The 11,468-nt window shown below is 70.1% G+C and carries 11 protein-coding genes; 7 read left to right on the forward strand and 4 right to left on the reverse strand.

What is annotated here, in order from left to right; translation table 11 throughout:
- The first annotated feature begins 156 nt into the window (after positions 1–156).
- The 5 genes from OZN99_RS16145 (at position 157) to OZN99_RS16165 (ending at position 4,317) form a co-directional block, all read left to right on the forward strand.
- Positions 157–2,379 (forward strand): AAA family ATPase, encoded by a 2,223-nt coding sequence (locus OZN99_RS16145; RefSeq protein ID WP_270936286.1) that lies wholly within the window; start codon positions 157–159, stop codon positions 2,377–2,379.
- The gene (locus OZN99_RS16150; RefSeq protein WP_270936287.1) at positions 2,376–2,654 is read left to right on the forward strand and encodes a hypothetical protein; all 279 of its coding nucleotides are present in this window, start codon (positions 2,376–2,378) and stop codon (positions 2,652–2,654) included. The genes OZN99_RS16145 and OZN99_RS16150 overlap by 4 nt, the downstream gene beginning before the upstream one ends.
- A gap of 262 nt (positions 2,655–2,916) precedes the next feature.
- On the forward strand, positions 2,917–3,546 hold the full coding sequence (locus OZN99_RS16155) for a hypothetical protein (RefSeq protein WP_270936288.1): 630 nt from the start codon (positions 2,917–2,919) through the stop codon (positions 3,544–3,546).
- Positions 3,543–3,773 (forward strand): hypothetical protein, encoded by a 231-nt coding sequence (locus OZN99_RS16160; protein WP_270936289.1) that lies wholly within the window; start codon positions 3,543–3,545, stop codon positions 3,771–3,773. The genes OZN99_RS16155 and OZN99_RS16160 overlap by 4 nt, the downstream gene beginning before the upstream one ends.
- The gene (locus OZN99_RS16165; protein ID WP_270936290.1) at positions 3,763–4,317 is read left to right on the forward strand and encodes a DUF6456 domain-containing protein; all 555 of its coding nucleotides are present in this window, start codon (positions 3,763–3,765) and stop codon (positions 4,315–4,317) included. Before OZN99_RS16160 ends, OZN99_RS16165 begins: the two co-directional genes overlap by 11 nt.
- Before the next feature lie 57 nt (positions 4,318–4,374).
- On the opposite strand, the gene OZN99_RS16170 is transcribed toward OZN99_RS16165, so the two are convergent.
- The gene (locus OZN99_RS16170; RefSeq protein ID WP_270936291.1) at positions 4,375–5,385 is read right to left on the reverse strand and encodes a hypothetical protein; all 1,011 of its coding nucleotides are present in this window, start codon (positions 5,383–5,385) and stop codon (positions 4,375–4,377) included.
- A gap of 580 nt (positions 5,386–5,965) precedes the next feature.
- Positions 5,966–6,787, reverse strand: a complete 822-nt coding sequence (locus tag OZN99_RS16175; RefSeq protein WP_270936292.1) for a class I SAM-dependent methyltransferase — start codon at positions 6,785–6,787, stop codon at positions 5,966–5,968.
- 264 nt (positions 6,788–7,051) lie between these two features.
- Between OZN99_RS16175 and OZN99_RS16180 the strand changes: the two genes are divergently transcribed.
- Both OZN99_RS16180 and OZN99_RS16185 read left to right on the forward strand, forming a co-directional pair.
- Complete coding sequence (locus OZN99_RS16180) at positions 7,052–8,518, forward strand: site-specific DNA-methyltransferase (protein WP_270936293.1); 1,467 nt, start codon at positions 7,052–7,054, stop codon at positions 8,516–8,518.
- Complete coding sequence (locus OZN99_RS16185; RefSeq protein ID WP_270936294.1) at positions 8,508–9,815, forward strand: site-specific DNA-methyltransferase; 1,308 nt, start codon at positions 8,508–8,510, stop codon at positions 9,813–9,815. Before OZN99_RS16180 ends, OZN99_RS16185 begins: the two co-directional genes overlap by 11 nt.
- A 22-nt stretch (positions 9,816–9,837) precedes the next feature.
- Here OZN99_RS16185 and OZN99_RS16190 read toward each other — a convergent pair whose 3' ends face one another.
- Together OZN99_RS16190 and OZN99_RS16195 are read right to left on the reverse strand one after the other, a co-directional pair.
- Positions 9,838–10,971: an amidohydrolase family protein gene (locus OZN99_RS16190; RefSeq protein WP_270936295.1), complete on the reverse strand. Its 1,134-nt coding sequence runs from the start codon at positions 10,969–10,971 to the stop codon at positions 9,838–9,840.
- A 30-nt stretch (positions 10,972–11,001) separates the two neighbouring features.
- The coding region (locus OZN99_RS16195; RefSeq protein ID WP_270936296.1) for a DUF3489 domain-containing protein at positions 11,002–11,468 on the reverse strand (467 nt) is incomplete at its 5' end.

Genomic DNA, 11,468 nt, shown 5'->3' on the forward strand with positions numbered 1-11,468 from the left:
CGCTCGACGGCGTGACGGTCACGGCGCCGACGGGCGCACCGGCGCCGGCTCCAGCCGCGCCGCCGCGGCACGTCCCGCCGCCCGCACCGGCTGCTCCACCGGCCCCGGCGCCGGCACCGGCGCCCGCGCTGGCCAGCCACGACACGGAGTTCTGAGATGGACGGCACGGCGAGCGTCCCGCCGCGCGACGGCGACGGGCTGATCTGCCCGCTGCCGGAGGCGCTGCGTGCGCTCGCCGCCCGGCCGCACTGGGTGATCTGGCGTTGGACCGAGGCGACGCCGGGCGGCAAGCCCGACAAGCCGCTGTTCCGCGCCAGCGATCCCTGGCGCCACGCCTCCACCCAGGACCCGACCTCCTGGGACAGCTTCGGCGCCGCCATGGGCGCGGTCGCCGCGGCGGAGGCAGACGGCGCCGGCTACGTCCTGCGCGACGACCCGCACCACGTATTCCTGGACCTCGACAATTGCCGCGATCCGGTGAGTGGCGCCCTGGCCGATTGGGCGCTGCGCCTGGTCGAGGAGGCCAACAGCTACGCCGAGGTCACGCCCTCCGGCCGCGGCCTGCGGATCATCGGCACGAACGAGAGCCTGCGCGCCCCGGTGCATCGTCGCATCACCATGCCCGAGGGCGGCAGCGTCGAGATCTTCCACCGCTGCCCGCGCTACGTCACCGTCTCCGGCCGCCTGCTGCCCGAGGCGCCCGACGAACTGCGGCCGATCTGCGACGTCGCCGCCGATCTGCTGCTGCTGGCGCAGCCCACCGCAACCACGACGCCGGACGCTGCGCCACACCGGTCGAATCCCGACCCTGCTGGCTCGCCGGAGGACATCGCCTCGGCGCTGGCGCAAATCCCCAATCCCGACCTGCCGTGGCACGAGTGGTCGACGATTGGCATGGCCGCGTGGCGCGCCTCGGGCGGCAGCGCCGCGGGCCTCGCCGCCTGGACCGCCTGGTCGGCGAAGTCGGCCAAGCACCAGGACGCGGCCTGCCAGGAGCGCTGGCAGCACTGGTTCCGCAGCCCACCCGACCGCATCGGCTACGCGTCGCTCTACACCCTGGCGCTCAAGGCCAACCCGCTCTGGGTCAAGCCGTCGCTGGTCGCCGCGCTCCTGCCCGCTGGCGCGGCTCAGGCGGGCGCACCGGGCGGTCAGGCAGACTGGGAGGGGGAAGCCCCCGCGGTCGCCTCCGCCCCGCCCAGCGGGGCCCAGAACGCGCCAGTGGCCAGCCTCGTCGCGACACCCTTCGACCCGGCGGACCTCGCGGCGCTGCGGCCCCGTGAATGGGTCTACGGCCACTTCCTGATCCGGCGGTTCGTCTCCGTCCTCGGCGCCCCGGGCGGCACCGGCAAGACCGCCTACGCCCTGGCGGTGGCGCTCTCCGTCGCGCTCGGCCGGCCGCTGGTCGAGGAGGCGGTGCACAGCCCGGGCCGGGCCTGGATCTACAACCTGGAGGACCCGCGCGACGAACTGCTGCGGCGCGTCCAGGCCGCCCTGATCGCCCACCGCATTCCCGCCGCCGACCTCGCCGGCCGGCTATTCCTCGACAGCGGACGCGACCAGCCGCTGGTGATTGCGGCGCGGCTGCCCGACGGCACCGTGGTGGCGACGCCCGTCGTCGAGGCGCTCATCGAGGAGCTGCGGCGCCGGCAGATCACGCTCCTGGTGGTCGACCCCTTCGTGAAGTCGCACCGGCTCGAGGAGAACCGCAACGAGCAGATCGACTTCGCCGCCGCGCTGTGGTCGCGCGTGGCCGACGCCGCCGGCTGCGCCGTGCTGCTGGTGCACCACTTCCGCAAGGGCGGCATCGCCGGCGACGCCGATGCCTTCCGCGGCGCCTCCGCGCTGGTCGATGCGGCGAGAGCAGCAGTCGCGCTGCGGACCATGGACGAGAAGGAAGCCGAGCGCTTCGGCCTCGACGAAGAGGAGCGCTGGTTCTTCGTTCGCGCCGACAACGCCAAGCTCAACCTCGCACCGCGCCCGCTCGACGCGACCTGGCTGCAGCTGCGCTCCATCGCGCTGCCGAATGGCGACCACGTCCAAGCCATCGCGCGCTGGCGCCCGGCATCGGTGTTCAAGGAGCTGTCGCTCGCCGCCTCGGCCAATCTGATCGAGCAGCTCGGCACGCCGCGGGAGGATGGTGAGCGCTGGTCCGCGCGCAAGCAGGACGTGGGCCGATGGGCCGGTGAGCTGATCACCAGGGTCACCGGCTGCACCGAGGAACAAGCACGCGCGATTCTCGCCGCCTACTTCGCGAGCAAGGCGCTCCGCACCGTCGAATACCAGAGCCCGAAGCAGCGCAAGGCGCGCAAGGGGCTCGAACACGACCCGCAGGTCGTCGCCGGCATGCGGCTTCACGCACAGGAGGACCACGAGGAATGAGGAAACTGATCACGCTGCCCGGCCGTCCGGAGCTCGGCGGCATCGCCTTCGTGCAGCATCAGCGCTTCGAGTGCGTCGAGATCCGACCGCACACCACTCGCGACGGACGACGCATCGAACTGGTGCGCTGGCTCAGTCACTGCACCGACTGTGGGGCGCCATTCGATCTGCTGACGCCGCGCCGCGCAGGTCCTGTTCGGGTGGACCGGCGCCGCTGTGCCGAGCACCGCGACCCCAAGCGAAGGGTCAAGGTGCCCGGCGGAGTGGCGGCATGAGGAGGGCTCGGAGCAGCTGCGCCACTGACCTGCGCCACTGGCTCAGCAGTGGCGCAGCCATGCGACGACCGGTTGCCGGGGAGGGTTGCGCCTCTGCGCCACTGGCAAGGCCCATGCCCTCATGCCCCTTAGGGGGCATGGGGCAGTGGCGCAGTGGCGCAGCCCGGACCGGTGGGCCAGCGGCGCAGGATACAGGGTCTATTTCGAGGCACCGGGCGCCATTCAGTGGCGCGGCAGCGGCGCACATCGCACGGAGGTTCACATGACCGCAGGGGGGCATTCCATGCCGGGCATCACTATGGCCATCCAGGGCCTGGTGCAGTCGGTCGACCTGCTGACCGACAGCCTGGAGCGGAAGTGGGGCGTCGGCCGGCTGCGCCTGCTCGTCGACGACGCGCTGCGCGAGCGCTTCGACCGGCAGTGGCGCAAGTGGCAGGCGGCCTATGCCGCGCAGGACCTCGAGGCGGTCCGGGTGCACTCCGAGGCGATGCGCCGCGCCTGGGCAGCGCTGGACGGCGCATCCATGGCAGCCGGCCATGTGCCAATGGCACCGGAGGTGTGGGAGACGCGGATGCCGGACGGCAGCGTGCTCGCCATCGTCCGCGGGCCCGCCGAGCAGCACGCCTTGCCGCGGGCGAAAGGGCAGGGGGGTGACGGCCGCGCTCGCGAGGTCTGGTCGCTCGACGAGATCGGGCGCGTGATCTGCGCCTGGGAGGGCCGCAACTGGGTCGAGGCCGTGCGGGCGGAGTTCCCCGGCGCGAAGGTGGAGGCGCTGCGGCTCACCCCGCGTGGTGCGGAGTTCGACTGGTCGCGCGGCGACGAGATCCCGTTCGGCCACGAGACGGGCGACACCCACGCCGACACCCCGCTCTCGCGGAGGGCCACCCGATGACGCTGCCCGGTGCTCCTCGCCCGCCGCGCTCCAGTCTGGATCGCGGCATCCGCACGGCCTCCAACGACAATGAGCTGAACGCCATGCGGGCTGCCGCCTGGCACCGGCACGGTGTCGCCGCCCTGGCCGTCGAGGACATCGCCGACCCCTGGCTGCGCCAGGCCGTCATCAACGAAGCCACGCGGCGCTGGGGGCGCCGGCAAGGAGAACAGAACAATGGCCAGTAAGCGCAAGCCGAAGCCCGCGACGCAGCAGCGCGAGGATCTGTCGAAGCCGTCGAAGTGGCGGCTGCAGCACGGCGGCTTCTCCGCGCCGGTCCGCGAGGCCGATCCGGAGACCGGCAGCCCGGTCGAGCACCGCCGCGCCGTGGACACTCTCGGCCTGATGCTGGCCAACGGTACCATCACGCCGCAGATGCACGAGGCGGGGCAGATCTTCCGGACGCTGTTCCGCAGCGCCGCGCTGGACGACATCGCTACGTCGCAGCTGATCCGGCTGGCCGGCTCGACAAACGACGAGATGCCGAACCGGCAAGTCGATGCGCGTCGCCGTGTCGCCAACGCCGTCGACGCACTCGGCGGACACGACAGCCCCTCCGGCTCCTGCGTGTGGTTCGTCGTCGGGCTCGAGTTCTCGGTGCGCGAATGGGCGCAGCGCCAGGGCTGGTCGGGCCGGCCGGTGCACGGGCCGGTGGCGCAGGGCATCCTCGTCGGGGCGCTCGGCACACTGGCGATGCACTTCGGGCTCACACCACGGCAGAGGGTGGCGTGACATTGATGAATCGGAAGTTCGATCAAGTATAGCGTTGCTGCCGACAGGCGGACGTGATCAGGGAGGCACCGTCCCGTAGTAGAGGCGGATGTACTTTCGGGCGAGTTTCTGCGCGTCATGGGACGGTTGGCGCAGATCCACGAAGAAAGCTTCGTGGAAGAGCGCATTCCGTACGCGGTAGATGTCGTCGAAAAGCGCCAGGTCAGCCCGGGCGTTCGCGCTATTTAGGTCGGTCGCGATCACTTCGAATCTTCGGCGGAGCGGCGGCTCGCGCTTGGACTGAGGCGGGGTCGTTGCATATCGCTCGGCGAACAGCCCGCCCACGAAGATCTCCAATGCCGACCAGGAGCTAACAAAGCTCACTAGTGCATCGTCTCGATTCTCGTCGGCGTTGGTCAGGAGCTTGAGGGAGCGTGAGGGATCGTACGGGTGTGGTCGCACTGCAGCAAGGGTGCGAAGCTCGCCGGCGGTCTGCTCGGTTAGCGTTCTCATGCCGTACAAAGTGGCGGTGCCCGCCTGTGCCCGGAAAAGGTAGATCGGCTTGTTGCTCTCCGGGTCGAGAAGGAACGCGCGCTCGCCCACCTTCTCTAATCGGGGCGAATCTCCCTCGGCTGCTGCCAGATGAATGGCGCCGAGCGCACGATGAACGATGCCGCTGAAGCGGTCGGTGATTTCGGGACCGAGGGTATCGTGAAACGCCGCCCCGAACGGGTTGGGGCCAGCGTCACGGAACGTTCTAAAGTTGGGCGTCTCAATCTCGTAGAAGCCATCGACCACCACGTAAGCGCAGTTGGAGGGAAGTGACGCCAGGCGGTCTGCGGCCTTTTGCCGTGCGACTTCAGGAACGTCATGGGGAAGGGGTGCCGCCCGTCCGCAGAACATGCCCTTCAGCATGCCTTCCGCAAGCACGCCCCACGTGAAGATCTCTTGGCAGTACGGCAGTGGATCCGAAACGAGACATGCGACGGCCCACGGATCGTCCTGACGCGTGATCTCGACATCCGAGGCGGACCCGCTCGGCAGGCCGATTGTCCGCACAGCGTAGACAGCGCGATATCGCGCCAGCATATGGCCTCCAGACAGCTAGCTTGAAGGTCGGCCGGGCTTTCCGGCGGCGACAGTCATACCTGGCTGCTTCCCGCAGGCGGAAGGCCCTCGCCCTCATCGGCAGACTTGCGTCGCGGAAATCCGACGGGACGACGTGGTGGAGAGCCAGCCCCGGGAAAGGCTGTTACAATTCACCCTGTAGCGGCGCGCGAATCAGCGGGGCTATGACCACGCTACGTCGAGACGATGCGACGCGGCGGTGGCGAACGAGCCACTGAGCCAGGCAATCCAAAGCGTGGCTCGCGAGCCGCAGGGTCCTTCCTGGGCCTGCTGTATGCGGGGGGCGGAAGCGCGCAAGGTCTCTAGCGCCAGGCCAGTTTTCCAGGTTGCCAGTCCCGCGGGTTGCCACTGTTGCCATGACGTCGCGGGGTGACGTGCAGGTCTGGCGGTTTTCACAACTAGCGGGAGTTGGCTTGCGGCAATGGCCTCGGCCGCGGATGGCGGACGGCTGCTCTGGGCGAAAGCGGCGCAACTAGTGCAAACCGCCACCGTAGTGATGCCCGCTGCAGCATGGCGTTTCTGCAGGACGGCTCGAGAGGTGCTACTTCCGCGCGGTCAGGACGAGGGTTCGCGTCGGCGAGGTGAATTCCCGATCGACCGCCCCTCCAAGCGCGGTGGCCACGTCCTGCGCTATCGCCTCGATTACCGCGGCACGGGCTCCGTCCTCCAACCCGGCGACGAGGCCCGCCATCGGCGTGGCCGTCAACTGGATCTCCACATACAGCCTCGGTGAGGGAAAGCGGATGGTCTTCGGCACGCCCTGGACGGCCACGTCGCTGAATCCCGCAGTGGTCGCAAGCCCGCGCAATTCCTCTGGGTCGGAGAGGCCGTGCTCGGCGCGCTTGACGGTCGACGCACCTGGTCCAACTCGTCTGTCCAGGGCGTCGGCCAACGCCGTTGCCACTGCCGTGTCCTGAATCGCCGAGAACACACTGAGCGCAAGCCGTCCGCCGGTCTGCAGCACGCGGCGCATCTCGCGCAGCGCGGCCGCGCGGTCTGGGAAGAACTGCAGCCCGAGCTGGCACATGCAGACGTCGAACGAGCCTTGGGAGAACGGCATGTCCAGCACGCTGCCCTCTTGCCACTCGATTGCGGGGCCTTGGCCCGGCGGCAGGGAGCGGGCGACTGCGAGCATGCCGGGGTTGATGTCGAGGCCGATGATGCGCCCTGACCCCATCCGTCCGGCTGCGAGCCGAGCCACGATGCCGGTGCCGCATGCGACGTCGAGTACCCGCTCCCCGGGTCGCGGCGCCGCACGCTCGACGAGGTCAGCCGCCCAGAGCGAGGTGATCGCCGGGACCAGATGGCGCTCATAAACCTCGGCGGCGCTCCCTTCGAGCTGCCACGCCTCGTGCTGGACCATGGCGCTTCCTCCACACTCGCAGCTGCCGTTCGAGCCGCGCTGGCGGCAGTAACACTGTCGCCGGAAGATCGCGCCCCTACCAGCGGAAACGACGCGCCTGCCGCCGCATGTGAACGCCCCGCGAGGTCACTTTGTCGACTATGCCTCCGCTTCCCCGTCGCGAGTGCCGCGTCCAGCATGTCACGATGGGTATTCCGACAGAAATGGAAGAAGCTCGCTCCACCGCGATGACGCGGCCGCGGGCCCACTAGCGAGCAGGTGCAGATGCCTCAGGTCCCCTGGGCTGCGAGCGCCGTCGAGGCGCGCGCAGTCGCATCCCTGCTGCCCTATGCCGGCAACGCGCGCACGCATTCCGCCGAGCAGGTAGCGCAGATCGCGGCCAGCATCCTCGAGTTCGGCTTCGTCGCGCCGGTGCTGATGGACGAGCGCGGCGAGCTCATCGCCGGTCACGGCCGGCTGCTGGCCGCGAAGTCCCTCGGCCTCGACACCGTGCCGACCATCGTCCGCGGCGGCCTGACCGAGGCGCAGAAGGCAGCGTATCGCCTCGCCGACAATCGCATCGCGCTGAACGCCGGCTGGGACGAAGCGCTGCTCGCGGCCGAGGTCGCGAAGCTGCAGGACATGGGCGGCGTCGACCTGGCGCTGACCGGGTTCGACGGCGCAGAGATCGAGCGCCTGCTGGCCGGACTGGAAACCGAGCCCGGCAACCTGCCGGTGCCGGCAGTTGCCAGCGGCGCCGAGCCGGCTCCTGGCAACCAGCCGGACGCGGATGCCGCGGAGCCGACGGAAGATCCCGCGGATGCGGAGCCGGAGCCGCCACGCCGGACCGTGGCGCGGGTCGGCGACATCTGGCTGCTGGGCGAGCACCGCCTTGCCTGCGGCGACAGCACGAACCCCTCCACCGTCGCGCGCGTCATGGCCGCGGATCGCGCGGCGCTGCTCTTCACCAGCCCGCCCTATGGGAACCAGCGGGACTATACGACCGGCGGCGTGTCCGATTGGGACGCGCTGATGCAGGGCGTGTTCGGGCATCTCGAAGGCGCGCTCCGGCGCGACGCCCAGGTGCTGGTGAACCTCGGGCTGATCCATCGCGAGGGCGAATGGCAGCCCTATTGGCAGGGCTGGCTCGACTGGATGCGCGCGCAGGGCTGGCGGCGCTTCGGGCTCTACGCTTGGGACCAGGGCCCGGGCCTGCCCGGGGACTGGAACGGCCGGCTCGCACCGGCCTTCGAGCTGGTCTTCCACTTCAACAGGGAGGCGCGGCAGGCGAACAAGATCGTGCCGTGCAAATGGGCCGGCACGCCGAACAAGGGCAGCGGGCTGCGCGCCGCCGACGGCGAGGTGAAGGCCTACACCCATATCGGCCTGCCGGTGCAGGAGATGCGCATCCCCGACAGCGTGCTGCGCATCACCCGGCACAAGGGGCGCGGCATCGAGACCCAGCACCCGGCGGTGTTCCCCGTCGCGCTGCCGGAGTTCCTGATGCGCGCCTACACGGACGAGGGCGACGTAGTGTTCGAGCCCTTCGCGGGGAGCGGCACCACCATCCTCGCCGCTCAGCGCACCGGCCGCCGCGTCCGCGTCATCGAGCTTGCGCCGCCCTATGTCGACCTCGCCATCGCCCGCTGGCGCATGCTGCATCCCGAGCTGCCGGTGACGCTGGCGGACGACGGCCGGGGCTACGACGCCGTCGCCGCAGCGCGCGCGGAGGCGGTGGCCGATGCTGCCTGATCTTCGCGTCGAGATGATGCCGGTGGCCTCGCTCGCACCCTATGCCGCGAATGCGCGGCTCCATCCCACCGAACAGGTGGCGCAGCTGGCGGCTTCGATCGGTGAGTTCGGCTTCAACGTCCCGGTGCTGGTGGACGACGCCGGCGTGCTGATCGCCGGGCACGGCCGCGTCCTCGCCGCGAAGGCGCTCGGCCTCGAGGAGGTGCCCGCCATTCGGCTCGGGCACCTGACGGAGGCGCAGGCGCGCGCCTTCCGGCTGGCCGACAACCAGCTGGCGCTGAACTCCACCTGGGACGAGGGCCTGCTGGCCGCCGAGCTGCGCGCGCTGCGGACCGACGAGTTCGACCTCGGTCTGATTGGCTTCGACGGCGCGACCCTCGACCGGCTGTTGGGCGAGGCAGCGCCGGATGCACAGACCGCTGGCGGCGGTGCTCCGGATGCCCCGGCGCCGGAGCCGCCAGAGGCCCCCGTCACCCGGCCCGGCGATCTCTGGCTGCTCGGGCCGCACCGGCTGCTCTGCGGTGACGCTACCAGCGCGGCAGATGTCGCGCGGCTGCTGAACGGCGCGCGACCGCACCTGATGACCAGCGATCCACCATACGGCGTGAACTACGATCCGGAATGGCGGAACGAGGCGGGCGTCTCGGCGACGATGCGCACGGGCAAGGTGGCCAATGACCACCGCGCCGACTGGCGCGAGGCCTGGGCGCTGTTCCCGGGGGACGTCGCATATGTCTGGCACGCCGGCGTGCACGCCCGCACGGTGATCGAAAGCCTTGAGGTGGCGGGCTTCGCGATCCGCAGCCAGATCATCTGGGCGAAGTCGCGCTTCGTGCTGGGGCGCGGTGATTATCATTGGCAGCATGAGCCGGCGATCTATGCCGTGCGCAAGGGCGCCACGGGTCACTGGCAGGGCGCGCGCGACCAGGCGACGCTCTGGCCGATCAGCACGGCCGGGGACGAGGACGCCGCCACGGTGCATGGCACGCAGAAGCCGGTGGAGTGCATGCGCCGGCCGATGCTGAACAACAGCGCGCCGGGGGACGCGGTCTACGAGCCCTTCTGCGGCAGCGGCAGCACCATCATCGCCGCCGAGACGACGGGGCGCATCTGCTACGCGATGGACATCGATCCGCGCTACATCGATATTGCGGTGCGGCGCTGGCAGGCCTTCACCGGACGGGCGGCCGTGCTCGCCGCCGAGGACCGGGTGTTCGACGATGTCGCGGCTGCGCGTTGTCCCACACCAACTTCTCAGGCTGCGCGGACAGAACGCCTAAGCCAACCCCTGCCTTGAGCCAGAGCCGCGCCACCGATGATCACCTCGGCCTTAGCCGAGGCAGGAGTGCCAGCGCGTTTTCGCGGCCAATGGCGAGCAACTCCGCTTCGGAGAAGCCAGTCTGCCCGAGGGTCGCGGCCGTTTCGGCCAGCGGCCGGTAGGGATGATCACTGCCAAAGAGGATCTGCGACGTCGGGACAAGGGTTGTGAGCGCCGCAATTGCCGCGCGGTGACCGCCGACGGCGATGTCGTAGTGAAGGCGGCGCAGTGCCGCCTCAATGCCATCGTCGGGCAGGTTCCCCGCGAGTTCTGGTGGCGCGTAGTCGCGCATGCGTCCCGCAACGACCGGCACCGAGCCGCCAGCATGGCAGAGGATGAACTTGATCCGACGGAATTGCGCCAGAGCGCCGGAGAACAGCAGGCTGATCACCGCCCGTGTGGTGTCCTGCGGAACCTCGGCCATCATCGTGGGAATGCCTGGCAGGAGGGTCCTGCACGCGGCTGGTGCCGTTGGATGGATAAATACCACCGCGGCTCGGCGGTCGAGCTCCTCTAGCACTGGCCAGAAAGCGCGGTCGCCCAACCATCTCTCGTCGTAGCTCGTGAGCACCCCAACGCCGTCGGCGCGGAGCACGTCGAAGGCATACTCGATCTCGCGCAAGCTGCCTTCCGTGTCCGGCAGGGGCACGGCGGCGAACAGGCCGAAGCGGCCTGCGTGATCGCGCGCGAGGGTCGTCGCATACTCATTGAATCGGCGCGCGGTGTGGCACGCGGCCTCGATGTCGCCGAACCAGACGCCAGGCGTGGATAGCGACAGCACAGCAGTCGATACGCCATGCTCGTCCATCGCTTCAAGCGTCTGCTCCGGCGTCCATTCCAGCCAAGCTCGGCTAATCTGGCCGCCGCGGGAGCCGGCGATCCGCTCCCGATTCTCTGCAAGATAGAAGGGCGGGATCGCGTGGTGGTGGATGTCGACGAGCCCCGCGCTCCGCTGCTCCACCGCCTTTGCCGCGTGCCTCGTTTCATCGGGTCTGGTGGTAGCGAGTGTCGGCGTTATCGAGGCCTGATCACCAGCGGGCGAAAGGACCGGCGCTGCAGACGGAAAGCTGCCTGAGAGGCGTGGCGGCAGGCAGCACATGCAGCCGCGCAGAAAGCGGGTTCCATCCAGCGGCATCGCGGCCCTCCTCGGCCATGCAAGCCGGCCTCAGGCCGGCTGCGCAACACGATAGATGGAGTACGAGCCCTTCGCGCCCTCCTTGTTTGGTCCGACCTGGCGGATGCGCTCCAGCACCTCCACCGCAATGCCCTGGCGCTTCTTGAGGCCGGCGAAGAACCCGCGCACCGTGTGCTGCTGCCAGCCGGTGGCCTCGCAAATCTGCGCGATGGTGGCGCCCTCATCGCGGCGGAGCATCGCCAGCACCGTCTCCTGCTTCGTGCCCTCCCGGGGCTTGCGCGGCGCGCCGGACTCGCGGAGGGCGCGGGCAGGCTTGCCGGCGAGCGCGGCGCGGAGGGCCGTCATCGGCCCGTGGAGGGCGGCGACGATATCTGTCTCGCGGTTCGCCTCGTCGTCCCAGGCGGCCAGCACCGCCGCGGCGGCGTCGCGCAGGCTGGTGCGCGCGGCGGCCGTGGGCGCGTCCTGGGCCGCCTGGGGCTCCTCCGCGGGGGCATCCC

The sequence above is a fragment of the Falsiroseomonas oryzae genome, from assembly GCF_027856955.1.
GTDB lineage: Bacteria > Pseudomonadota > Alphaproteobacteria > Acetobacterales > Acetobacteraceae > Falsiroseomonas > Falsiroseomonas oryzae.

Bases quoted from the DNA above. Each gene is read 5' to 3' on its own strand.
- OZN99_RS16145 (WP_270936286.1), top strand. From the start codon at position 157: ATGGACGGCACGGCGAGCGTCCCGCCGCGCGACGGCGACGGGCTGATC.
- OZN99_RS16150 (WP_270936287.1), top strand. From the start codon at position 2,376: ATGAGGAAACTGATCACGCTGCCCGGCCGTCCGGAGCTCGGCGGCATC.
- OZN99_RS16155 (WP_270936288.1), top strand. From the start codon at position 2,917: ATGACCGCAGGGGGGCATTCCATGCCGGGCATCACTATGGCCATCCAG.
- OZN99_RS16160 (WP_270936289.1), top strand. From the start codon at position 3,543: ATGACGCTGCCCGGTGCTCCTCGCCCGCCGCGCTCCAGTCTGGATCGC.
- OZN99_RS16165 (WP_270936290.1), top strand. From the start codon at position 3,763: ATGGCCAGTAAGCGCAAGCCGAAGCCCGCGACGCAGCAGCGCGAGGAT.
- OZN99_RS16170 (WP_270936291.1), bottom strand. From the start codon at position 5,385: ATGCTGGCGCGATATCGCGCTGTCTACGCTGTGCGGACAATCGGCCTG.
- OZN99_RS16175 (WP_270936292.1), bottom strand. From the start codon at position 6,787: ATGGTCCAGCACGAGGCGTGGCAGCTCGAAGGGAGCGCCGCCGAGGTT.
- OZN99_RS16180 (WP_270936293.1), top strand. From the start codon at position 7,052: ATGCCTCAGGTCCCCTGGGCTGCGAGCGCCGTCGAGGCGCGCGCAGTC.
- OZN99_RS16185 (WP_270936294.1), top strand. From the start codon at position 8,508: ATGCTGCCTGATCTTCGCGTCGAGATGATGCCGGTGGCCTCGCTCGCA.
- OZN99_RS16190 (WP_270936295.1), bottom strand. From the start codon at position 10,971: ATGCCGCTGGATGGAACCCGCTTTCTGCGCGGCTGCATGTGCTGCCTG.